Below are 25,959 nucleotides of genomic sequence, written 5' to 3'. Positions count from 1 at the left end.
AGCCCCCTAGAAGAGCTCCGAATACTATTCATCTAATACCACCAATCAATCCTCAAGCATTAATCTCAACCAACAGGAGGAAAAATGACGGTTACGCGAGTAATGCGACATTTAGCAAGAAAGCAGCTTGACCATCGGTTCGCAGCCCTAAGATCCATACCTAAATCTATACTTCTTGCCCCAAAAAAGGGCTGGATTCGTGCCATCCGCGAGGCACTTGGCATGCCGCGCCGCGCATTCGCAAAGAGGCTTGGCGTGAGCGTACAGCGAGTGGCACGAATCGAACTAGGAGAAGAAAATGGCACTATCAGCATGACTTCGCTTTCGAACGCAGCTGAGGCACTTGATTGTGAACTTTTAGTAATTCTCTTGCCACGCCGCTCACTGGAAGAGGAAGTCAGTTATCGTCGCGCGCAACTTGTTGCATCATGGCTACAAAGCAGGGTGATAGGTACCTTTAATCTGTCCGGGCTGACTGTGGCACAGGAGAGTCTGCCTTTATTAGCGATACACGAGATTAACAAGCTATTTCCGGACGAACGCCTATGGGAAGAGCACCCGTAGGCTACATATGATCGGCTATAGATACAGAACCCTAAGGATTTGCCAGCGCTCTGAAACTTATGACCGAGTTAACGTCCAGCCGCGAACTATCTAGCAATCGACCAGAGAATACCCCCGCGACTGCATCAATGCGTGCCTAGTAAAGATCTCACGATGAGACTTTAAATAGAGAGATTGTCGGGCGGGATAGCAGTCTGCGCCCGGCATACGCACTCGACCTCATCCGATGAGAAATATTCCCGATCCTTCTGACTACCACCAAAAAAGCTTGGCAAACAGTAGATAGATCATCTCAATACTTGCTGCTTGCCCCCCTCTACTCCCTGACCTGATATTTTGTCCATGGTCTCTAGAGGTCTGCCATGGACATCGCCTCGCAGCCAGTGAAGCTCTGATGTAAGGCATGTTCGCGCTGTCCATGACCGCGAACGTAACGTGTACAGGTGCGGCTGGGCCGGTGACAGCAGCGGGCGCTGCCGCTGTTCGGCGGAAAGCATCCGCCGTTATCGCGCGCGCATTTCCGGGCCGCTGCTGGACCGCATCGATCTGCATCTGCAGGTGCCGCGACTGGCGCCGAGTGAACTACGTGGCGATGCCAGCGCCGGCGAGAGCAGCACGCAGGTACGCGAACGGGTGATGCAGGCACGTGCACGTCAACTGCAACGTGCCGGCAAGGCCAATGCGTATCTGACGCAGGCGGAAACCCTGCGCGATTGCCGCCTGTCCACTGCCGATGAAGACCTGCTCGAGCAGGCGATGGAACGCCTGCAGCTCTCGGCGCGGTCGATGCATCGCATCCTGCGGGTAGCGCGGACGATTGCCGATCTTGCCGCCGAAACCGCGATCCAACGGGCGCATCTGACCGAAGCGATAGGCTACCGCCAACTGGATCGCAATGACGCCAGGGAGTCGTGATTGTTCTTGCCCATGGAAGCAGCGACAACGCCTGCCACGCACAGGCCTGCGCCACACGGACCACTGCGCTCCACGCTGGAAAGCCATCGCAGCACCCACACGCCACTCCGCGCCGTTTCGCCCACCGCCTGCCCGCCATCCGCCATAAACGCAAAGGCCCGCAGCGGAATGACTGCGGGCCCTGGTTTTTACTGCGTAGCCTGCCTACGTGCGAGCTACGCGCTTGCGTTTACCACTGCAGCTTGGCACCCACCGAGGCCTGCACCCCGCTCTCGACACGACTGTCACCGCCATTGGCCCAGAGCTTGCCCAGTTCGGCGAAGATCGCGCTGCGCGGATTGAGCTGCAGGCTGGCACCGAGCGCCATCTCGGTCGACGTATAGCCGCCCTTGGCCTTGATCGCGGTGACGCCGGCCGGCGCGGCAAAGCTGGCGACATCATCGCTGCCACTGGCCTTGTAGACGTTGATGCGTGCATAGGGCTGCATCACGCCCGCCGTGGTGGCGAAGCTGCCCTTCAAGCGTGCGCCAAGGCGCAGTGTCAGGTCATCGTCGGCCTCGTTGCTCACCGTCGCCAGGCTCAGCCTGGTGTCGTCCAGATCAAGCTTGCGGTAGATCAACTGCGCCTGCGGTTCGATCTGCCAGTTGCTGGTCAACGCAAAGGACTGGCCCACTTCCAGCGAGGCCAGCACGCCATTGCCCTTGCTGCGGGCCTGCGTCGCCTGTTCGGCCATACGCAGGTCGCTGCGATGGTCAGCGCCTTGCAGCACCGCGTCGAGATAGCGGCCGGCACTGTCCTGCCAGCTGCCATACACGCCCAGGTAGCGGCTGGACAGGTCGTTGTAGCCTACGTACTTGCCCTGCACGCCACCGGCAAAACCGTGCACGCGCATGTCGCCTTCCAGCTGGCCGACGTAGATGCCGGCGTTGAGCGCATCGTTGGCATACAGATCAATACCCGCCTGGAAGCCGCTCAGATCACCGCTGCTTTCCGGGCTGACCGTGCCTTGCTGGCGGATCTTCGGGTCAGTGCGCAGCAAGCGCCCCCAGACCCGGCGATTGGCGCCCGCATCGGCGCTGACCGTCGTCGCTGCAGCGGCGTCATCGCCCATGCGCTTGCGCAGATCACCGAGCATGCTGATGTCGGCCTGCCGCAACTGTGCGGGCAAGGCCGACAGCAGCGGCACTTCCGAACGGTAGGTTGTTGTTGGCGTGCCCGGGTCGACCTGGGTCGTGGTCGAATGCAGCGAGGCTCCCTGCGCGGTCTGGGTGAGGCGGTACTCGAAGGCACCGGCATCGATATGGCCGCCGGCCAGGCTGAAACTGCCCGCCTGCAGGCTGGCGCCGTTTTCCGTGCCGATGATCTGGATGCCGTTGCCCGTGGTCTGGGCGCCGAGACCGCCTGCATTGGTGATGTAGACGGTGGTGTTGCCGCTGGCCACCGCCGCGCTGCCGCTGAGCAGCAGCCTGTCGGTGCTGCTGCCATCGGCGCCCAGCACGCTGGACAGGCCCAGGTTGCCATTGTTGCCGACGTAGGCACCGGTGATTTTTAGTACGGTCCCCGGCGCGGTGCCGTTGTTGCTGTTGAGCTTTACGGTACCGCTGTTGCTCAGGCTGGACAGGGTCTGGCTGTAGCCGGCCAGATCCAGCACCGCACCACGTGCCACCGCATGTGCCGAGGTGGCGCTGAAGCTGTTGCTGGCACCTGCCTGCAACGTGCCCTGGGCGATCTCGGTCGCACCGGTATAGGTGTTGCCGGTACTGCTCAAGGTCAAGGTTCCGGCGCCCTGCTTGCTCAGGAAGCCTGCACCGCTGATGGCACCGGCGTAGGTCGCGTTGTTGCCACCGGTATCGATGATGGGATCGTTCTGCCCGGTCATGTGCAGGGCGTTGGCAATGGTCATGCCATTGGCCGTCAATGCGATCGTGGTGCCATCGTCCATGAACAATGTGCCGCTGCCCAGGCCCTGCGCATTGCCGAGATTGATGCGGCCTTGCTTGAGCTGCACGTCCCCGCTCAAGGTACTCGCGCCCTCAAGTGCCAGCGTGCCCTCACCGCTTTTGATCAGGTCACCCATGCCGTCCAGCCGGCCTGCAAAGCTTGAGACCACACCCGTAGCGGTAGTGACGGTCAAATCCCCCGTACCCAGGGTGACAACGCCTGCTCCGCTCAGGCTGCTGGCCTGCAAGGCGTGGCCGTTCAGATCCAACGTGGCACCTGACTGCACCTGGTAGCCACCGCCCTGCACCAGAGCGCCCGCCGAACCCGCCTGCAAGGTGCCGGCTGCCACCTGCGTCAAACCGGTATAGGTGTTGGTGCCGGTAAGCGTTGCGATACCGCCGCCTTGTTTGACGAGGCCGCCGCTACCGCTCACCACCCCATCGAACACGCCATCCTGGGCGCCGCCGAAGGCAAGCGTATTGGTGCCCAGCTCGACCTTGCCGCTACCCACCAACGTACCGAAGCTCTGCGCACCGTTGCCGGCAGACAGATCAAAGGTGGCGCCACTGGCCAGATTGACCACGCCATTGGCCGCCAGGCTTGCACCCGCACCCAGCGCAAGCGTGCCTGCGTTGACATGGGTGCCGCCGGTGTATGAGGACACGCCGTTCAATGTCAGCGTGCTGTTGCCATTCTTGCTCAAGCTGCCAGTGCCGGAGATGTTTCCATCCAGCGTCAGCGCGTCGTTGCCTGCTACGACGAGCTCGGCGTTGAGCACCACCTGGTTTGCCAACGTGACCGATTTGTTTGTGTCCAGTGTGGCCGCGCCGGCAACCGTCAACGCGCCCGATCCGAATGCAGCGTTGTTGCCCACTATCGTGCGGCCAGCTTCGAGTACCGTTCCGCCGGCGTAGGTGTTGGCGGCGTTGAGCGTCATGCTGGATGCCCCAGCCTTGATCAGGCCGCCGTTGCCACTGATCGTGCCGTCCAGGCTCAAGGCGTTGGAGCCGGCAATCGTCAAGCCACCATTGAGGACCAGGTTGTTGGCAAGACTTACTGCTGTATTGGCATCCAGCGCGGTGCCGTCGGCAGCGGTCAGTGCGCCCGTACCGAGCGCAGCGTTGTTGCCCACCACGATCGTGCCACCATTGAGCGCGGTGCCCCCGCTGTAACCGTTGGCAGCATTGAGCACCAGCGTGCCGGTGTCGTATTTGCCGAGCAGGCCGCCACCGTTGAGCGCTACGCCAACGGTGGCGGTGGAATTTGCATCGACCCGGACCGTGGCATTGCCCATCGCACTGTTGACCAGGTTCAACGTCCCCGCCGTGCCGTTCACCAGGCTGTAGCCATCGGTGACGAACTGCAGGCCGGTGATGGTTTGCGCGCCGTTGACGGTCACGGTGCCCGCCGTGCCCTGGAACACCGCGAAGCTGTTGGTCCAGGCCTGATTGGTCGTGCCGTTGACGTCGGTCCAGTTGGTGGTGCCGGTGCCCCAGGTGCCGCTGCGGCCATCCACCGAACCGTTGGCGACGAGTTGGTTGCCGTCCCAGAACTGCACGGTGACGCCCGGGGCTGTGACCAACAGATTGATCTGGTTGGCCAGTGCGGTTTGCAGGGTCAGGTCGCCCGGCGTGACGCTGCCGGGCACATTGCCGATCAACATGCCGTTGTCGGTCAGGCCACCGGTGTAGTTGATCAACCGGTACACGCCGCTGCCGAAACCGCCGATGTCGCTGACGTTGAGGGTGCCGTCGAGGGTCAGGTTGCCACCAACGTTGACCAGCGCGTTGCCGCCACCGGAAACCGGTGTGCCGAGGCCGACATCGAAGTTGGAGTTGGCGTTGAACACCAGCGAGTTCACCGACAGGGTACTGCCAGTGGCGCCGGCCAGATGACCACCGTCCGCCACGGTCACGGCCCCGCCGAGCGAGCCGCCGCCGGTGAGTGTGCTACCGCTGTTGACCAGCACACTGGCGCTGTCCAGCGAGCCACTGACGTTCAAGGTGCCGGCGTTGACCGTGGTGTTACCGGTCAGGCTGTTGAGGCCGCTCAGGGTCAGCGTACCGGTGCCGAGTTTGCGCAGTTCGCCGGAGCCGGTGAGCACACCGGCGAAAATGCTGCTGGCGTTGTTGCCGCCGATGCTCAGGGTGTTACCGCCGCCGATCAGTGCGGTGCCGCTGCCGGTCAGACCGGCGAGACTGCCGGAACCGCCGAGATTGAGGGTCGCCGCAGCGCCGAGATTGACCCCGGCGTTGCTGCCCAGTGCCGAGTTGCCCAGCGTGGTCAGGCTGCCGGACTGCACGTCGAACGTGCCGCTGAAGGTGTTGTTGCCGGACAGCGTCAGGTCGGCCAGACCGTTCTTGGTCAGGGTGCCCGCCCCGCCAATCACGCCGCCGAGGGTCAGGTTGTTGTTGCCGGCCACGCTCAGGTTGGCATTGACGTTGACGTTGTTGGCCAGCACCAGCGGCGCCGTGGTGTCGAGGGTCGAAGCGCCCGCCACGGTCACTGCGCCGGAGCCCAGGCCCGCCGAGGTGCCGAGGGTCACGGTGCCAGCGTTCAGCGTGGTGCCGCCGCTGTAGGTGTTGATGCCGTTGAGGGTCAGGATCGACCCGCCACTCTTGCTCAGTCCACCCGTGCCGCTGACCGAGCCCGCGAGGGTCAGGTCGCTGTTGCCGGCATTGGTCAGGTTGGCGTTGAGCACCACGTTGTTGCCAACGCTTTGTGCGCCTTGGCTGTCCAGCACCGAGGCACCGTTGACGGTGAGATTGCCCAGACCGAGGGCGCTGTTGTTGCCGGCGGTCAGGGTGCCTGCATTGAGGGTGATGCCGCCGAGGAAGTTGTTGCTGCCGCCCAGGGTCAGATTGGCCGCGCCACTCTTGCTCAGGCTGCCGCCGCCATTGACCCTGCCACCGAGGCTCAACGCATTGCTACCGACGATGTCGAGGTTGCCCGCCAGGTCGATTGCATTACCGACGGTCAACGCGGTGCTGGTATCCAGCGTGGTGCCGCCGCTGGCGGTGAGTGTTGCCGCGCCTAGCGCCGTGTCCGACACCAGCATCAGTGCGCCGGCATTCAACTTCACAGGGCCGAAGAACGTATTGTTGCCGCCCAGCGTCAGGCTGGCCGCGCCGTTCTTGATCAGACCGCCGGCGCCGCCAATCACGCCGTTGAGGGTCAGCGCATTGCTGCCGCGCACGGTGAGGTTACCGTTGAGCGTGGTCGCGTTGGCCAGGGTCACGGCGGTGTTGCTGTCCAGCTCGGTGCCGGCATTGGCGATCAACGCGCCAGTGCCCAGTGCGGTATTGCTGCCGACCACCAGGGTGCCGCCGTCCAGTTGCGTGCCACCGGTGTAGCTGTTGGCGCCATTGAGCACCAGGGTGCCTGCGTCGAGTTTGTTGAGAATGCCGCTGCCGTCGATGTTCACACCGACCACGGCGGTCACGAGCGGATCGACCCGCATCGCCGTGGTGCCACCGCTACCGTTGACGGCGGTCAGCAGACCCGACGTACCGTCCACCACGTTGTAGCCATCGGTGAGGAACTGCATGCCGGTGAACAGTTGCGTGCCATCTACCGTCACCGTACCGGCCAAGCCCTGGAACACCGCAAAGTCATCGGCCCAGGTCTGGTTTACCGTGCCGCTGGAATTGCTCCAGTTGGTGCCGCCGGCACTCCACGTGCCCGTACCGCCATCCACGTTGCCGTTGGAGATTGTCTGGCTGCCGTCCCAGAAACGCATGTTGGTGCTCGGCGCCGACACCACCAGGTTGATCTGATTGCCCAGGGTCTGCACGAGGATGTCGCCGAGGCCATAACCGACCGGCACACCCGCCACAGTCAGGCCGTTGTCGGTCAGCGCGCCGATGTAGTTGAACAGGCGATAGACACCGACACCAAAGCCGCCGGCATCGGTGACGTTGAGATTGCCGTCGAGGGTCAGGTTGCCGCCGATGTTCATCAGCGAGGAAGTCGATGGCGTGGCGAGGCTCGCGTCGAGATTGCTGTTGGCGGTGAGAATCAGTGACGAGGTGGACAAGGTATTGCCCGAGGACAACCCCAGATGACCGCCGCTGTTGACGGTGATGAAACCAAGCGCCGAACCGGTACCCGTGAGGGTCGCACCGTTGTTGACATTGAGCTGGGAGCTGGCCAGGGAACCTGTGAGGTTCAGCGTGCCGCCGTTGACGTTGGTGTTGCCGGTGATGCCGTTGATGCCGGTGAGGTTCAGTGTCCCGGTACCGACTTTGGTCAGCGCACCGCTACCACCAAAGTCACCGTCGAAGGTGCTGGTGTTGCTCACGCCGCCCAACGTCAGGATGTTGCCACCGGCAATCTGCACGCTGCCGCTGCCGCTCAGCCCGCTGAGGCTGGCGCTGCTGTTGAGATAGAGATTGGCACCGGCGCTGATGTTGGCGCCGGAGGTGTTGCCGAGCGCCCCGCTGCTGACGGTGGTAAGGCTGCCGGAGGTGATGTTCAGCGCACCGGTGAAGGTGTTGTTGCCGCTGAGCGTCAGGTCGCCAAAGCCGTCCTTGGTCAGGCTGCCGGCACCATCGATCACGCCGCTGAGGTTCAGGGTGTTGCTGCCGGCCAGGGTCAGGCCGGCGTTGAGGGTGATGTTGTTGCCCACGCTCATGCCGGTGCTGGTATCCAGCGTAGACGCACTTCCAACGATCAATGCGCCGCTGCCCAGACCATTGGCATTGCCAAGGGTCAGCGTACCTGCATTGAGCCGGGTACCGCCGCCAAAGGTGTTGTTGCCATTGAGAGACAGATTGGCCGCGCCTTTCTTGATCAAATAGCCAGTGCCGCTGGTGACGCCGCCGAGGATGAGGTTCTGCGTGCCGCCAACGGTCAAACCGTCATTCAACACAACAGCGTTGCCCAGGTTGACCAGCGGCGAATTGCTGTCCAGCGTCGCGACACCATTGACAGTCAGCGCGCCGGAACCCAGCGCCGAGCTGTTGCCGACAGTGATCGTACCGGCGTTCAGCGCAGTGCCGCCGGCGTAACCGTTGGCCGCGTTGAGACTCAGATTGGCTAAACCGTTTTTCTCCAGGCTGCCGGCGCCGCTGACTACCCCGCCCAGGGTCAGATTGGCGGTGCCACCGACGGTCACCGCGCCACCGACGGTCACCGCGTTGCCAAGGCTGACGGCAGTGCTGGTATCCAGTGTCGTACCGGCCGCGGCGTTGAGGGCGCCCGTGCCGAGCGCCGTGTTGCTGCCGACGATCAGGCGGCCGGCGGTGAGCGCGGTAACGCCGCTGTTGGTGTTGTTGCCCGTCAGGGTCAGGCTGGCCGTGCCGGACTTGGTGATCGCGCCAGTGCCGGAGAGCACGCCAGCCAGCGTCAGCGCGTTGCTGCCGAGCACATTGAGGGTGCCGGCCATGCCGATGTTGTTGGCCAGGGTGACGTTGGTGGTGCTGTCCAGGCTGGTGCCGGCAGCGGTGTTGAGCGCGCCGCTCCCCAGCGAATCCTTGTTGGTCACCAGCAAGGTACCCGCATTCAGTGACGTGGTGCCGGTGTAGCCGCTGTTGGCGCCACTGAGGGTCAGGCCGCCGCTGCCGGACTTGCTCAGGCTGCCGCTGCCGAAAATGCTCCCGCTCAAGGTGGTTGAATTGGCACCTTGCACCGTAACGCCACCGCTGCCGAGCAAGAGCTGGTTGCTGATCTTCAAACCGGCGCTGCTGGCCTCGAGGCTGCCACCGTTGGCGGTGATCGTCCCGCTGCCGAAGGTGGCGTTGTCGTCGAACCTGGCGACGCCGCCATTGAGGGTGGTGAAGCCGCTGACCAATGGCCCCTGCAAGGTCCAGGTGCCACTGTTGATCATCAGGTTGTTGAAGTTGACGTAGGTGGAACTGGACGCCGTGCCGGTTCCCCCAGTACCGCCGCCTGCGCCGATCGTGTTCTGCAGGACCAGGCTGTTGTTACCGCCGAGACCGCCATCGACCTTGCCGGTGGCGGCAAAGCTCAGGTTGACGTCGGCCGGCCCGCCGAGCTCGCCACCCATTCCGCCGCCGTCGCTGATGCTCGATCCAGTCACCGCGGTGAAGGTATTTTCGCTGCCGGCGCCCAGCGACACGCTGCCGTTGATGGAGCCGATGTTGGTGAAGCTGTTGCCCGACGCCGAGGCCTCGAACGCGACTCGGCCGGTAATCGTCCCTGCATTGGTCATGTTGACCTGCGAGCCACCCCAGACGCCGACCACGGCCGTGTCGGCATTCATCACGCTAAGGCCCAACAGCGGTTTTGAGGTGATGGTGCCGTCATTGGTGATGATGGTGGTGCCGGTCACGCCGTTGTTCACGCCAAGCGCCAAGCCATTGATGCTGCCCAGGCTGGGCCCAAACATCATGCCGGTCCCCCCCAGGGTGCCACCGACGTTGTTTGACACACTGACCGCACCGCTCGGCCCCGCGCCGATGAAGGCACCACCGCTCAACGAGAAGACAGGTCCCTGCAATCCCGGATCAACCGTGCCGAAGTTGTTGAAGATGATGTTGGGCCCGGTCAGCTCCACCACCTTGCCACCGAGCGCGGCGTTCATTTCCGCCCCGGCAGTCACGTTGACCGTCAGATTGTCCGCTGCGCTGGCAAAGTTGTTGGGAACCGATGACGGCACACCCGAGCAAGTCACGATTGAGTCGGTGGTGGAACAACCAGCCCATGCCGCAGGGCTGATACCCGCCAGGCAGAACAACGCGGTAGCTGCTGACAGCCGCCGTATCCGCCCGAGCCTGTTGTCCAGATCTACCGCCAGCGCGTCGGCGGAAAGGGCCAGCTTTCTTTTCTTTGCCGAGCTCTTGCCGGTCCGGGCAATCTCCGGTGCCGCCACAAAGGTGCCCAACGCAGGATTCCAGATGGATCGATAGATATGGTTCACGACAAGCCCCTGTGGCGGTGATTGAAACTCGACTGATGTTTAACTAAAAATTTACATTTATTGCCCGAGCTGATCCGTCAGCAGGCCGCCACGGAATCTCCCGCGTTGGATAGCGGCAGCACCCAGCAAAAAATTTAGAGAAATCGCGCTTCCCGGCCCGCTGGGAGCTCGGGGCACGTCCTCGAGAGCCGCCGATGATGTGCTCTGAACGTAAGAGCGCTGCGGTCGTAAGAAATGCGGAGCAGCTGGCGGTGAACAGCACCGTAAAACCAGAGTCCGTGGCTGGCTGATGCGGCAACGGCCGCTGCATGAAACGGGTGCACCTAGCCGGGCAGGTTTCGGCAAGCTCTGGCCTCGCCAGGCAATCACCGTCCCGCTTCGCCGTAGCGTCAGCCTGAGGACCGAGATCCGTGGCGAACGTCGCGCGAGCCAAGTGCAGCTGCGGGCAGACAACCCTCGTCCCGCCGGCTTTTGTGGGAGCGGCATAAGCCGCGAAGCCCAAGACAGCAGAACAATGGCACGGCAGGATTACCGCTGCTGCCATTCGGCCAGCTTCGCGGCTTACACCGCTCCCACAACCATCCAGACCGGCTTTTGTAGGAGCGGCATGAGCCGCGAAGCTGGCGGCGGTGAACTGTGGTGATACATGCCGCGCGGCGGCTGCCAGTTCACCGGCTTCGCGGCTGACGCCGCTCCTACAAATCCCAAGCGATGCGCGCCTTTGCCCCCTTCCCTTTGCCATCGGCAAGGCGCTGCATGGTGGCTCCAACGCGGGGCACACCCGCCCTGCCTGCACAGCGCCGCAGAAAGGCCAACCGGCTGCAAATTCAGGACAAATCCCAAAAATCCGTTCACCATCGCCTGCAGCCCCCGCAGAGACCGGCCATGGAACGTATTGAACGCCCCTACTTCCCGATCATCTATGTGCGCGGCTATGCAATGACCCGCGATGAGATCGTGGAAACCACCTCTACCCCGTTCATGGGCCTGGAGGCCGGCTCCACCAAGATGCGTCAGGCGCAGGACGGCAGCATCGTCAAGTTCGTGTTCGAGTCGCCGCTGGTGCGGCTGATGAAGGATTACGACTACCGCGATGTCTACGAATTCGGTGCCGAGCGCCGCGACCGCATCTCGCCGCGCTGCATCGTCATCCACCGCTACTACGATCCGGCCGACCCGGCCTTTGGGGATGGCAGGACGCCATCGATCATTGATGCCGCCACCGCCCTGGGCAAGCGCATCGAGCAGCTGCGCGACAGCATCTGCGGCAACAACGCGGCCATGCGCAAGGATTTCCGGGTTTATCTGGTGGCGCACTCGATGGGGGGGCTGATCTGCCGCTGCCTGCTGCAGAACCCGGATGTAGCCAGCGCGGAGGTGCGGGCGATGGTCGACAAGGCCTTTACCTATGCCACGCCGCACAATGGCATCGAGGTGGGCGGCATCAACCTGCCCAATCTGCTGTCGATCAACGACCTGAACAATTTCAACCGGACCAATATGGGCAAGTACCTGAAGGTGCCCAAGGACAAGGTCAACACGTTGGGTACGTCCGGGTTTCCGCCGGAGCGGCTGTTCTGCCTGATCGGCACCAACAGCCGCGACTATGCCGCCGCGCATGGGCTGTCCTCGTTCGCGGTGGGCGCGCTGAGCGATGGCCTGGTGCGCATCGCCAATGCCTATGTGGAAGGCTCACCGCGTGCCTTCGTCAACCGCAGTCACAGCGGCTATTTCGGCATCGTCAATTCCGAAGAGGGTTACCAGAACCTGGTGCGCTTTCTGTTTGGTGATACCTGCGCCACCGCGCAACTGGACATCAGCGCGCTGCCCTTTCCGCCGGAGATCGAGGCCGCCCGCAAGCGCGGCAAGAAGATCGAGTCCTCGTATTACATCGAGGCCACAGTGGCACCGCGTGGCGCCTATACCTATGAACTCACCGCGCGCACGCAGGCCAACCAATGCGCCATCCGCCGCGAATACGGCGACATCTTCGATGCACAGGGCAACCTGCTGAAGGACAAGCGCTCGACCGTACTGTTTTCGGTATTCCTGGACAGCAGCAAGATACTGGCCGGCAGCGAGATTGCGTTCTCCATCGATCTGGCGGTGAGCAATGCCGGTTATCAAGTCGATGGCGCGCTGTTCCTGAAGAACCACATTCCCGGTGAGTACCTGTTCCGCAACACCTTGGTGGTGTTCGCCAAACCCGACGACGCCGGTGGTTGGCGGCTGCGCTATGTGTGGAGCGATGACCAATGGGCAGGCGGGCCGAAGAACGAAGCCGAGCTGGCGGGCGCACGCAGCAAGGCCATCGGCATCAACCAGCAGGCGCCGAATGTGTTCGGTATTCCGCTGCAGTCGGCCAAGGGCTTCAGCGCCGAACTGAAACTGTCACTTTCCGCCTGGCGCTGAACCGGCCACACAGGCGGAGTTCGTCCCCGCAGCGCTGACCCGCACATCAACCCGCGCGTTGGCACGGCGCGGGGCGGCAGCTGCTTTGCAACAGCGACGCACCCGCACAGCTCAATCAATCACGCAGCTCATGCTCATCCTGACCGCGCTATGCGGCGGAAACACCGGTATCGGCACGCCGGCTTCCGACTGCAACTGCGCCACCGTGAACGGCGCTGCGCACTGCGCGCCGCGTCTGGGTGACAACAATATTGGCCGGCGCACGTGCATGCAGATTGCGGACCTCGTGGATGACGCGTGTCAGCGCGCCCGCATCCCCATCAGTAGCTGCCCACCACGTTCAGGAACCAGCCGCGGTGGTCGTAGTCGAAATCGGTGAGCTTGTCGCTGAAGTCGGTGAAGTTGTAGCCCACACCAACGCGGAAGTTCTTGCCGATATCGCGATCGATACCCACCAGCGCACCTTGCCTGCGGCCGCCGTCCTTGACAGTCAAACTGCGATACTCGGCCAAGCCATGCCAATCGGTGGTGATGCCGTAACGCACCTGGCCCGCCAGCAAGGTTGCCGCCGAATCGGCCCAGGCGCCGGTCATGCGGCCCATCCGCACCTCACCCTCGCGACGCGCAGCCTTGAGTGCGAACTCCCAGTTGCTGCGCGGCCGGTATACGCCTTCGAACGACAACACCTGGCTGCGCTGGTCGTAATACGCGCTGCTGGTGTCCTGGGCCAGGGTGGAAACGTCGTACAGATAGGTATAGCGGCCCAACAGGCCCCAACGCGTGCTGTTGAACGGACGGTAGGCAAAGCCGACATTGCCTTCGATGAAGCGCGCGCCGGCCAGCGGATCGAGTTCGTCGTCGGTATCGGAGTAGTTGAAACGCGCCGCGATACGCAGACTGTCGTTGAACTTGTGGGTCAGGTTGTTGGTGGTCACCCACTGCTCGCGACGCTCGGCACCGCTGTCCTGGCGCCATTCAACCTTGCTGCTCCATTGCGTATCGGCCGAAGTGCGACTACCGCTCACGCTCACCGCGCGACGGTTGATGTTGCCGGTGCCACGGTCAAGCTCCGCGTCCTGCAGCTGGAAGCCCAGGTTCCAACCCACGCCCGGATAGAAATCCATGCCGAAGGTATGCGCCAGGCCGGTCTCGTTGCGCGCCTTCAGGTATTGGCTCTCATTGAACACATTGACCTGGTTGGACAGGCGCCAACGTTGGCCCAGCGTCCAGCCATCGCGCTGCAGCGGATTGAACAGCGAGTCGTAATCACTGCTGGTGGCATTGGTGAAGGTGTAGTTGCCATAGAGGGAATGATCCGGCGCCAGCCGGTATTCGGCGTTGAGCTGCGCGGCATCGCCGCGATCGCCCTTGGTGACTTCCGCACCGATGCTGGACAGATTGCCGAACTGATAATTGCCACCCACGGTGACCGCATCGTTGTCGCGGTACTTGCCACCGTCGTCGTCCAGCGTCGCCTGCGCGGTGCCGTACATGTCAAAACTCGTGCCGAAGCGGTGCTTGTACTGCAACGCGCCCAGCGTGCCGATGCCCTGACCGCTGAGGCTGCTTTCATCAACACGGCGCAGCTCGGCGCTGAGCGTATTGTCCTGGTTGATGCGCCACTCGCCGGTCAGCTGGCTTTGTTCCAGGTACTCGGCACCCCGCTCGGCGCGACTGTAGCGGCCGTAGATATCGAAATCCGGCGTCAGCTGGCCACGGAACTCGGCACCATGCTCACGAACTTCCTCGCCGGTGTCGTAGCGGGCGATGGAGTAACCCGAATCCACCCGCCGCATCCATGCCCCGGCCGACCAATCCAGCGCGGTCCAGCCCAGTTCCTTGAAGTTGGCGCGTGCTTCGACCGAAGTTGCATCGCCCTCGCGGCGCGCCCCCAGGCCGGAGTTGAGCTGATCGAAACTGAGGCCGCCGTTCTCCGAGTAGAACACCGGTGCGCTGGTGCTCTCGGTACGCGCCTGCTCCACCTTCAGGTAGGTGCCTCGGCCGGCCTGCAGGGTGAGATCGGCCGCTGCCAGGGTGTAGTCGTCGCCGGCGCGGTTCTCGTCCACATAGGTGACGCCGACGCCAACGTGGTCACCAAACCAGTGCTTGCCGCGCACACCGGCCGTGATTTCGTCGGGATTGAAGCCGGTGGGCAGGTATTCGTAATCGACCAGCAGCACCTGGGTATAGCCATCGAGCGGGGTGTCACGCGACAGCCGTGGCAGGCCATCACGGGTAACGATGGACAGCGCATCGGACAGGATCAAACGGCCCTGGAAATCGTCGATCTGGTAGTCAGCGCCCGCCTGCAGGTCGATGCGCTTTTCAACCCTGCCGGTGGTGGCATCACGGATTTCGATGGCCACCTTTTCCGACCCCGGCAGGATGTCGTTGTGGCGCAGGTAATACAGACTGCCGCCGGTGCCGAGGAACTCGCTGTGGCCGGGTGCGGTCTGCGCCTCGGAGCCGAATGCACGCAGCGTGCTGCTGGCATCGCCCCACGCATTGGTCGCACGGCTGCGCCAGTTCAGCGCACCACCGTACAGCGAGCGCGAATACTGCCCGTACTCGGTGCCGGTAATGCCGGTGCTGAAATTGCCCCACAGCGCCTGGCTCTTGTCCCAATCCACGCGCACATACAGCCGGCCCTGCGTATCCACATCACGGTAGGTGGTGGAGTCGTCGCCATACACCGGGTAGTACTGGTCCGGATCCAGGCGCCGGAATACATCCTGCGGGTCCGCGTTCCAGAAACCCTTGAACAGCTCGTTGACTTCATGCTCCTGGGTATCGGCCTGGGCGGTGACCAGGTATTTGCCCTTGACCTTGCCCTTCAGATAGAACGCAAGGCGGCCGTCGACCACCAGATTCCTGTCGTAGCGGTCGTCATTGCCCAGCGGTTCCAGCGAGCCGGAAACATTGCCACCGGACAAGGTGAAATCGGCCAGCGCCACGGCAAACATGTAGCGGCCGGTGACATCCACGTCCAGCTGGTCATGGATGGCCTGCCCCTGCGTGCCCGCAGCAATATCGATGTCGAACCTGTGCTCGCCCACCGGCACCAGGTATTCGGCAACCAGCCTGCTTTCCATGTCCACCGGCTGCATCTGGCCGTTGATTTTGACGCTGGCGCTTTCGGGCAGGTTGCGGCCCTGGATGCGGATGCGCGAGCCGTAGATGGCGATGTTCTGCTGGCGCAGACTGTCGCGGCCAAAGCTCTGGTCTACCAGGCTCTGCAACTGCGCATCATCGGTATTGAAAGCAGTGCCCTTGCCCTTCTCGACCGCATTGCGCAGCAGCTGCGCGCCACGCTCGGCTTCTTCGGGGCGCACCAACTGCAGGCGGCTGGGATAGGTTTCGTCAAACGCGCCATCGGCGCCGTAGGCACGCGCGATGTAGACCAGCTCGTCCCCCACCTTCGGCCTGTAGCCGGACGGCAGGCGGCCATCCCATTCCAGCGTGGTCGAGGCGGCCACCGGCAATGGAATCACCGCTACCGGATCCACCAGATCGGTATCACTGGCGCGGTACACCAGCACCTCGGCGCGCTGCATGAATGCCGAATAGTTGTTGTAGGCGTAGAACTGCACTGGCCGGGTGATGCGGCTGCCATCGAACGGCAGCAGCGACGGCGCCGACAGACTGAACGACGGCTGCCCCAGGTTGGGGTCTTCCGTTGCCCAGATCACGCCACCATTGGGCAGCTGCAACGACCACTTGCCGATCGCCACCGCCTGCCCCGGCTGCAGGGCGCGGTTCCATTCCTGCTCGCGCTTTTCCGCAGCTACCGACACCTGGCGGTCCGCTGCCAGTTGCGTGGATGCGAGCGGCGCGCGCTCGGCATCCTTGCTGCCACGGCTGATCAGTTTGAACAGCATGCCGTCCTCACTGCTACAGCCGCTGGAATCGCAGGAAGCTGCCCCGGTCTTATCGCTATCGCTGGCTGCCGATGGCGACTTCGCATCCTGCGCGGACACGGACGAAGCCATGCCTGCCAGCACGCACAGCAGGGTGTAATCCAGTAGTTTCATCTTCATGGCGTGGCCTCCGCACTTGCTTGCCCGGATGAGGCGTCGGGCTCGCCAGGGAGGATCTCGACCTTGATGCGGCCGCGCTGCGCGGCCGGCATCTGCGCGCTCAGCGCATCGAACACCGCTTTGGCACGACGCATCCCCAGGGCGTCGTTATAGGCGGCCGAACCCCGCCGGTCGGCATGGCCAACCACCTTGATGGTTGGCACATCCATTTCCAGCAGATAGCTGGCGATATGCGCCAGCAGCGCGTCGTACTCCGGCTTGATGCTGGCCTTGTCGGTATCGAAGAACGCCGTGCCCAGCAACGGCCACGCCCCCAGCTCCAGCACGCTGCGGCTGGCCTCACCGCTATCGGTACGCAGGCTTACCCGGGTACGCGCGGACACATCCGCCGGCAGCGCCGCCACCAAAGCCTTGCGCAAGGCCACGGCCCGGTCGAATGCCAGCAACTCGCTTTCGCCCTGTGCGCCGATCACCACCTCGCCACCGCCATGGCTGCGCACCTGCGCCGCCATGCTTTCCACAACCGGCAGGTACTCGCTGCGCAGCTGGGCACTGCCCGCTGCAAACATCACCGCCCCCAGCTCCATCAGCACCGGCTGGGTGCGCTCACCCTGCAACAGTGCGGGCGGCAGCTTGACGCCGAAATCGAAGCGCACCGGCAGGCCCGGGGTCACCCTGCGCAGCAGCGGATTGCGGGTAGTGAAGACGCTGCCCGGTGGCAACGTGGCCGGGTCTACCTTCAGGATGAAGTTGCGGCCACGATCATCGCGCCCGGCATCGACACCGATCAGGTTGTAGCGACCGTACTGGTCGGTTTCAACCAGCAGGCCTTCCACCGACGCGATCCGCACCCCCGGCACACCGCGCTCGTCCACACCTTCGTTGCGGATGGTGTAGTCAACGCGGTAACCCTGCTCGGCCGGGCTGACCGTGCGCTGCACGCTTGGCGTGGCGGCGCTCAGGCCCCGCGCAGCATCGCCGCTTTCAGCGCTGAGCGTGGTGTTGCCGGCGGCATCCATGCGCAGCGTGGCGCCCTGCGCGGTGGTCAGGACGAAATCATTGCTGAAGTCCAGCGAACGCAGCCGCTGGCTGACCACCACCTGGCGCGCCTGTGCCGGATCGGCATCGGACTGGCGGCCACCAATGCGACCAAGCGCGATTCCATGCAGCAGCGGCGCACTGGCATCGGCTTGCGGCTGCGGACCGTCGCCGCGATCAACCGTGGTCGAGCCGGCAATATAGGCACCCGCTGCAAAGCCGCCCTGCACGCGGATGTCACTCATCTGCGCGCTGTCCTGCCAGCCGTCGCTGTCGCGGTCATCAAACACCGTGCCCAGCAGCGTGGTTTCATCGGTCATCGGGTCGGACACCATCTGCACGGTGGCCGTGGCCACATTGGAAATGCGGCGCCCGTTGTCATGCACTTCGGCCGAGTTGACGTGCAGCCCACCGCGCACACCGGCACCTACCCGCAACAGGTAGCTGATGGTCGCGCGCCCGCCCTTGTCGATATCTATCTGGTCGACACGGATTGGATAGCTGCCGGCCAAGCGACCGGCGCCATCGCGGTCGGCCACCTGCAGCGACCCCACCACCAGGGTGAAGCCCGGCGGCGGCGTGTCGACCAGGCTTGCGTCGACTACTTCCAACTCACCGACGTTTTCCATGGTCACGGTGTAACGCACCAGGTCGCCGACCTTTACATCGCGCGGGCTGACCTGCTTGCTGAGCCGCACCTGGGTGTTGCCTTCGATGGTGATGGTGGCTGTTGCGGTGTCACAGACCGGGATGGGCAGCGACACGTCGCAGACCCGGTAGACAAAACTGTCCTCGCCCACGAAGCCGGGGTTCGGCGTGTACAGGCAGCTGCCGGCACTGCAGCTGACAACACCGTGGCCAGGCGGCGTCAGCACGGTTACCGATGCCGGATCCAATGGCAGTCCGCTGGTGGTGTCATTGCCGATCACAGCAATGTTGACCGGGGTGTCCAACGGCGTCCTGGCGTTGTCATCCACCGCATCGATGCGGTTGGGCGGAATGGTGATGGTGACGGTGGCCGATTTGCAGGCCGGGGTTGGGCTGGCGGTATTACAGATCTGGTAGACGAAGGTATCCACGCCCGAGAAATTGTTATTGGGTGTGTAGACGACCGTGCCATCCGGATTCAGGCTGAACGTGCCAAGGGACGGGTTGCTCAGGATCGTCACCGACAGCGGATTCAAGCGCGCGCCGACGACGGTATCGTTGGCCTGCACGTCCACCGTCACCGACGTGTTCTGCGCGGTGGTGCGCGCGTCATCCACCGGGTTCAAGCTGTTGACCAGCGGCGTGGTTACCGTGTCGGTCGCGGTGACCGGGGTGCCACCGCCAGGCGGCGTGGCAGTGACCGTGGCGGTATTGATCACGCTGCCACTCACATAGTCCGTCACCGTGGTTGCATGACTGTTGTCGGTGCACGCCAGCGTCTGCGCAGCCCCAACCAGCAGCGTGATTGCCGGGCAGTTGAGTGCGGCCAGCATCGGATCGGCCAATGTGACGTTGCTCAGATCCACGTTGCCGGTATTGGTCACGGTGAAGCTGTAGCTGATGCTTGCCTGGTCCGCCGACAACGTGCCGGTCTTGCTCAACGTCAGCGCGGGCGCGGCCTGCAGCGCCACCGTTGCGGTGTCGTTGGCACTGACCGCAGGGCCGGTCGGCGGCGTACCGCTGGCAGTGGCGGTGTTGTCGACCTTGCCTGCGGCATTGTCGAGCGAGCCCACGGTGTAGACGTTGCCGGTGCAGACCAACGCCTGCGAAGCGCCGACGGCCAGCGTGATCGACGGGCAGCTCAGCGCAGGCAGCTTCGGGTCGGTGACCGTTACCGCGCTCAGATCCACGTTGCCGGTATTGGTCACGCTGAAGCTGTAGCTGATGGTGTTCTTGTCGGTCGACAGCGTGCCGGTCTTGGTCAGCGTCAACGCAGGTGCGGCCTGCAGTGCCACCGTTGCAATGTCGGTAGCGCTGACCGCAGGTCCGTTCGGCGGCGTGCCGCTGGCAGTGGCGGTGTTGTCGACCTTGCCTGCCGCATTGTCGAGCGAGCCCACGGTGTAGACGTTGCCGGTGCAGACCAGCGTCTGCGAAGTGCCAACAGCCAGCGTGATCGGCGGGCAGCTCAGCGCAGGCAGCTTCGGGTCGGTGACGGTTACCGCACTCAGATCCACATTGCCGGTATTGGTCACGCTGAAGCTGTAGCTGATGGTGTTCTTGTCGGTCGACAGCGTGCCGGCCTTGCTCAGCGTCAGCGTGGGCGCGGCCTGCAGTGCAACCGTTGCAGTGTCGGTAGCGCTGACCGCAGGTCCGTTCGGCGGCGTGCCGCTGGCAGTAGCGGTGTTGTCGACCTTGCCTGCGGCATTGTCGAGCGAGCCCACGGTGTAGACGTTGCCGGTGCAGACCAGCGTCTGCGAAGCGCCAACGGCCAGCGTGATCGGCGGGCAGCTCAGCGCCGGCAACTTCGGGTCGGTGACCGTTACCGCGCTCAGATCCACATTGCCGGTATTGGTCACGCTGAAGCTGTAGCTGATGGTGTTCTTGTCGGTCGACAGCGTGCCGGCCTTGCTCAGCGTCAACGCGGGCGCGGCCTGCAGTGCAACCGTTGCATCGTCGCTGTCGCTGACTGCTGGGCCGTTCGGCGGCGTGCCGCTGGCAGTGGCGGTGTTGTCGACCTTGCCCGCCGCGTTGTCCAGCGAGCGCAGGCTGTAGACGTTGCCGGTGCAGACCAGCGTCTGAGAGGCGCCAACGGCCAGCGCGATCGGCGGGCAGCTCAGCGTCGGCAATTTCGGATCGGTGACGGTTACCGCGCTCAGATCCACGTTGCCGGTGTTTTCGACCACGAAGCTGTAGCTGACCGTCTTCTTGTCGGCCGACAGCGTGCCGCTCTTGCTCAATTTCAACGCGGGCGCGGTGATGATGGTCTGCACCGAACTGCTGGCGCCGTTGGGATCATCGGTTCCTTCCGGCGGCGTAGCCTTTGCGGTATTGGTCACCCCGGGTGCCGCGGCAGCGATGCTGGCGGTGCCGCGAATGATGACGCTGCAACTGCTGCCCATCGGCCCCGAGAACACGCCACTGAGCGTATTGCCCGCAATATTTGCCGCGCACCCGCTTGCCGCGATTGCCGGCGCAGCGCTGGCGGCAACGCTGACAACGCTCAACGCGCTGAAGTTGGCGGGCACCACGTCGCTGAACACCGCGCCGGTGAGCGCGCTTGGCCCGCCATTGCCCACCGCGATCTGAAATTCGACCGTAGCGCCGATGCCTACCGTCAGCGGCCCTGCGATGAAGTTCGCAGTGCCCGCTTCACGCTCGGTCTTGACGATGGTCAGATCGGAAGTGCGGGTGACCGGGTCCTCGTCGGTTGAAGCGCACACGCCAGTGGCTGCGGTGAACACGGCCGGCGCGACGCACTGCGTGCCTGGATTGGTGACGCCGCTTGGCGGCGTGACGGTGGCGGTATTGCGCGCATTCTGCGCAGTTGCCGTTGCGGACATACCGAACATCGCCGCCACAACCAGCACGCTCAGGCATACACCCCGGCGCAAGCCGATGAAATTCGTTTTTGCAGACACACGCAGCTCCATTGAGCCTTATAGGCCCAGTGCAAAAGCGCCCCCCCTACGCTGGAGCGACGAACCTTTTGAACGCGAACGGACCCGGCACTTAAGTAGCTGCCCGGCGCGGACTATCGGTGCGTGCGAGTGTTCAAGCGGAAACTTTCCCCCTGGCACTGCGTCCCCTAGTCCCGCGCGGGCTTTAACTTCTCAATCACAGATGAACAAAATGTTCAAGAAGTAAAAGTAGCGAGCCATCACAGTTCGGCGCGGATGCTAGCCAAAAATTTCGTTTCACTGATGAAGGATCTTTCACGACGCTGAAAGGCCTCGCGCGCCATTGGCAGCGCCGCTATTCAGCACGCCGATGGATGAAAAGCATTGGGAGACAAGGCGTTTGTGCCGCCGTGATGCGCAGATGAAAAGCGCGCGCAGCGAACATCAGAAGGCATCCCGATAACCGCCTACCCACTACACCTACCAGGCGCTCCGCCAATGACCTACCAGCAGGCCGCTGGCTAAGCCGGGCAATATGCGGCCGACGGCAGGACATAGCGGTTGTTGTGCAGGAATGAGCACTGCACATCGATGCGTGAGGGTTTTCCCTACGCTCACATCGCCCTCAGACAACACAAACACGTATTCAGAAAACCCTGCCGCAGGAACGCTACATGCGTCGCCCGAAGGCGACGCATGCCCGCGCTCATCATGCTGTCGCGGCAGACCTGCGACCACAGGCCACGCTCAGGCCATTGCCGGCAATTGATCCAGCTCTTCGCGGATGCAGTCGATGAAGACACTGTCGTTCAAATAGGCGACATTCAAACGCGTCCACGGTGAGACCTGCTCCGTATCGACATTGAAGAACGCGCCCGGCGCCAGCACCACGCCGCGTGAGAGCAGCCGCGAGGTCAGCAAACGGGTGTCATCGATGCCTTCGAAACGCGCCCACAGATACAGACTCTGCTCCGGCGCGGCGTAGACGGTGGCATCAAGCCGCTGCAGAACCTCCAGCCCTTCGGCGGTGGCGGCACGCACGCGATCCTGCAAACGCCCAACGTGGCGCAGGAAATTTCCTTCGCGAAGAATCGCCTCCAACACGCGCTCACCGTACTCGCTGCTGCCGATATGCAGCAGCATCTTCAGATCGGCCAGCTCTTCGATATGTGCGTTCTCGCCGGCAATGAAGCCACTGCGCAACGCCGCGGAAACCGATTTGGAGAAGCTACCCACGTACAGCGTGTTCTTGAACTGCGACAACGAAGACAGGCGGAACGCAGAGTTGGGCTTGAAGTCCGCCATCGCGTCGTTCTCGACGATCAATACATTGTGCGCTGCGGCCAACTCCAGCAGGCGCTTGCCAACCTCCGGGGAGACATCCGTGCCGGTAGGGTTGTGTGCCGTGGTCTGCATGAAGAACACGCGTGCCTTGCTGGTCTGCAGCGCGGTTTCAAACTCCGCCAGGTCCGGCCCGTCGACGCGGCGGGTGATTGCAATCGATTTTGCACCCTGCAGCTGCAGCTTGCCGAACAGCGGGTAATAGCCGGGCTGCTCCACCAGCACCGTGTCACCGGGCGCGACGTAGCGCCGGATGATCAGGTCCAATGCATGGTTGGCGCCAAAAGTGGTCACCAGCTGGCGCGGGCCCAGCTCCATGCCGTGCATGGCCATGCGCCGGATCAACTGCTGGCGCAGCGGCAGGTAGCCATAGCGATTGCCGTAGCGGAACAGGCTGCCGGTGCCACTGCGTGCAACCTGGCGATGGAAGCGGTCAAGCCGCATGTACGTCAACCAATCAACCGGCGGAAAGCCCTCGGCAAGATGCGAGCGCCCAGGTTCACGGATGGCCTGCTGGCGCATCAACCACAGCGTATCGATCACTCGGCTGTAGCCAACCGGCTCTTCATCGATATCGCGTTCGGGTGGCGCCTCCACACCGCGCACAAAAAATCCCTTGCCGTGCTGCGCCTCCACCAACGCACGCTCGCCAAGCAGATCAAATGCCGAGATCACCGTGTTCTTCGAGTAGCCGTTCAATCGCGCGTACTCGCGCAACGATGGCAACTTGTCACCCGGCTTCAGGACACCAGCCAATATCTGGCGGCCAATATCCATGGCCACCTTTTCCGACAAAGAAATTCTACGTGGTTCAGAGCGCATAAAAATCCATACGAAATTTATTGGGCGCTAACTGTATCTACGCGTCCGCGCACGCTGTAAAGAGCATAAATAGACATTACGAGATGAATTGGCGGATCCACATTCGGCCATGCGCTGTCCGTAAAAACTGTACCTGCCGCACGTGTTTGGCGGAGCACATTCTGCCTTGCACTTTGCGCAATTCTGCTCGACACAAGAGCAATCGAAAGGATGCATGTGAACGCAACTTCTGCACATCCCGTGCATGCAACGTCAGCAGCGCTTGCATCGACTGCAACGCTTGCATCTTCATGCGCGCCCGCGACGCAGGCGACAACAATCGCAGCGAGGAATTCATCGCCGGCAGGCCCGGCACTGCGCGCAAGTCAGGATGCGCCAGCGAATCAGCGCGCATTCCTTGAAGATCTGTTGATCAATGGCATCGAGCAGCGAATACCGGTGCCGATGGCTGTGCAGTGGACTGCCGGTGTCCGCCGCATTGCAGCGCTTGCACGCCACGCCGGGGGCTTCACCACCTTCCGTGCAAGCCCACTGATCCGCTCACGCATGCAGTTCACCGGCATCGACGATGTCTACAGCGCGCGGCTGCAGGTGCTGCGTTTACGCAATGAGCTTATCGGCCTGGCCAATACGATGAACCCGATGCTGGCGGCGCTGGGCGGTGGCTGCAAGGACATCACCGTCCGTGCACGCCAGTGCCGCTCGCAGGGTGCGCGTCTCGAAGTCGAGCTGATCGTCGAGGTACCCGACAGTTCCGATGGCCGCGCCCTCGACATGATGATCGCGAGAATGGCGCCGCTGATCGAACAGCTGACCCAAGGCACACGCAACAGGACATCGACAAGCGGCATTGCCGACGACCGCCAGCTGCTGTGCGCGCAGGTGGCATTGGATGCGCATTGCTTCGCACTGGCCCCGCAACAGGCCGATGCGCTGGCCGCGCGCATTGTCGACCTGCACCGCCACATCTGCACCACGCCTGGCCGCATGGCCATGCACAACGACGGTATCGTGCGTGTGGTCAATTCAATGTTGACCAGCACGCCGACGGTTACGGGCCACAGCAGTATTTGGACGGCACAGCATGACAACGATGCACCCTTGTGCATCTGGTACCGCGATCATCGGGGTCGCCTATGCGGCAGGATCGCCCTGCCCTTGGTTACCGCCTTGGCCGAACACGGCAGCGGCATGCCCGCTGCAACCATCGGCGTACCCGGCATTCTCCAGGCCAATCACGCCATTGCCGCCATCGGCCTGGCGCACAGCCTGGCCAGCCTGCATGCCGATGCAGGTACGGCCACGCAGCCGCAGGCTGGCCTGCACGCGCACGACCTGGCGGTGATGGCCGGCGCTCGCGACGATGAAATCGCCACGCTTGCGCGCTCCCTGCACAACGCGGAGCAGATCCGCTGCGACTACGCCATCGACCTGCTCGATAGGTTGCGCACGCAATGATGGACGGGGCCGGCGAAGGCAAAGACCATGTGCGCATCATCGAAGTTGGCGCAGGCAGCGGCTTGCAGCATGTAAAAGTGCTGCCCATGGCGGTGCGGATCAATCTGATCGAACTGCTGGAGTCTGCCGGCATCGCGGAAATGGAAATCGGCGCGTTCAGCGCATCACGCCAGCCTGCGCAGATGGCCGATACCGCAGCGCTCTGCGCGCAGCTGGGGGCAACACCCATCGGCCGCATCCGCGCGGTGAGGGTGGCCGACATCAAGGCATTCGAGTTGGCAGTCGCTGCCGGTTGCCGCGACATCACCATCAGCTCGGCCGCTTCCAACGCCTGGTGTCGCGCCAACCTCAACTGCAGCGTCACCGAGAGCCTGCGCCGTGCCGACCAGATCACCGAGCGGGCCTTGGCGCTTGGCATCCAGGTGCGCGCCTCGCTCTCCACCGTCATCCACTGCCCGCTCAGCGGCGCGGTGGCACCGGCAGAAGTCGCACGTATGGCAGCGGCGTTCTACACCATGGGCTGCCGTGAGCTCAGCCTGTGCGACACCACCGGCTCCGGCACGCCCGCGTCGGTAGGCAAGCTGCTGCGCGCATGTGCGGCGGAGGTGCCGCTGCATTGGCTGGGCGCACAGTTCCGTGACACCTACGGGTTCGGCATCGCCAACATGATCCAGGCACTGGAACATGGCGTGCGCGCCTTTGATGGTGCCATTTCAGGGCTGGGTGGCGACGGCCATGCACCCTGCGCGGCGGGCAACCTGGCTACCGAGGACCTCGTCCATGCGTTCAGCGAGCTGGGAATTGGCTGTCATGTCGATCTGGACGGGCTGCTGCTGGCAGCCGACTACATCAATTGCGTGCTTGAACGCAGGACCGAATCGCGCGTAGGCCGCACCCTGCGCGCCAGCCGAAGCCACGCCAGGCAGCACACCGCGGTTTGCGGAACAGGCTGAGCCGCAATCGCGGCGGCGTAACCGGCGCTGCACGCGCGGCGGGCCGGCGCCAA

Annotated in this window: 8 protein-coding genes and 1 pseudogene; 5 read left to right on the top strand and 4 right to left on the bottom strand. The window is 63.4% G+C overall.

All coding sequences use genetic code 11. The annotated features are described in order from the left end of the window. Positions 1-84: 84 nt before the first annotated feature. A complete protein-coding gene (locus ACVOKO_RS08205) occupies positions 85-564 on the top strand; it encodes a helix-turn-helix domain-containing protein (RefSeq protein WP_346498447.1) in 480 nt (159 codons plus the stop codon). A 444-nt stretch (positions 565-1,008) separates the two neighbouring features. Further along, a pseudogene (locus tag ACVOKO_RS08200) lies at positions 1,009-1,479 on the top strand (magnesium chelatase subunit ChlI family protein); the annotation flags it as partial. Positions 1,480-1,708: 229 nt separating this feature from the next. Here ACVOKO_RS08200 and ACVOKO_RS08195 read toward each other — a convergent pair. Continuing rightward, entirely contained in the window at positions 1,709-10,300 is an 8,592-nt protein-coding gene (locus ACVOKO_RS08195) for an autotransporter-associated beta strand repeat-containing protein (protein WP_346498446.1), read from the bottom strand. Between the two features lie 885 nt (positions 10,301-11,185). Between ACVOKO_RS08195 and ACVOKO_RS08190 the strand changes: the two genes are divergently transcribed. Continuing rightward, positions 11,186-12,712 (top strand): esterase/lipase family protein, encoded by a 1,527-nt coding sequence (locus ACVOKO_RS08190; protein WP_346498445.1) that lies wholly within the window; start codon positions 11,186-11,188, stop codon positions 12,710-12,712. Positions 12,713-13,032: 320 nt separating this feature from the next. Here the strand turns inward: ACVOKO_RS08190 and ACVOKO_RS08185 are convergent, their stop codons facing one another. The 3 genes from ACVOKO_RS08185 to ACVOKO_RS08175 all read right to left on the bottom strand — a co-directional run bounded on the left by ACVOKO_RS08185 (position 13,033) and on the right by ACVOKO_RS08175 (position 23,495). Next, positions 13,033-16,749 carry a hypothetical protein gene (locus ACVOKO_RS08185; protein ID WP_346498444.1) on the bottom strand — a complete coding sequence of 1,239 codons (3,717 nt, stop codon included), beginning with the start codon at positions 16,747-16,749 and terminating at the stop codon, positions 13,033-13,035. Further along, positions 16,746-21,353, bottom strand: coding sequence for a DUF7507 domain-containing protein (locus ACVOKO_RS08180; protein WP_346498443.1), 4,608 nt, complete (start codon positions 21,351-21,353; stop codon positions 16,746-16,748). Before ACVOKO_RS08180 ends, ACVOKO_RS08185 begins: the two co-directional genes overlap by 4 nt. A 726-nt stretch (positions 21,354-22,079) precedes the next feature. After that, complete coding sequence (locus ACVOKO_RS08175) at positions 22,080-23,495, bottom strand: aminotransferase-like domain-containing protein (RefSeq protein WP_346498442.1); 1,416 nt, start codon at positions 23,493-23,495, stop codon at positions 22,080-22,082. Between the two features lie 408 nt (positions 23,496-23,903). Here ACVOKO_RS08175 and ACVOKO_RS08170 point away from each other — a divergent pair, with 408 nt between their 5' ends. Both ACVOKO_RS08170 and ACVOKO_RS08165 read left to right on the top strand, forming a co-directional pair. Continuing rightward, positions 23,904-24,953 carry a hypothetical protein gene (locus tag ACVOKO_RS08170; protein WP_346498441.1) on the top strand — a complete coding sequence of 350 codons (1,050 nt, stop codon included), beginning with the start codon at positions 23,904-23,906 and terminating at the stop codon, positions 24,951-24,953. After that, the gene (locus ACVOKO_RS08165) at positions 24,950-25,906 is read left to right on the top strand and encodes a hydroxymethylglutaryl-CoA lyase (protein WP_346498440.1); all 957 of its coding nucleotides are present in this window, start codon (positions 24,950-24,952) and stop codon (positions 25,904-25,906) included. The genes ACVOKO_RS08170 and ACVOKO_RS08165 overlap by 4 nt, the downstream gene beginning before the upstream one ends. The last annotated feature ends 53 nt before the right edge of the window (positions 25,907-25,959 follow it).

The organism is Stenotrophomonas sp. STEN240 (genome assembly GCF_056756175.1).
Note: the sequence above shows the minus strand (reverse complement) of the source record. Positions and strands in the feature narration are given on the sequence as shown.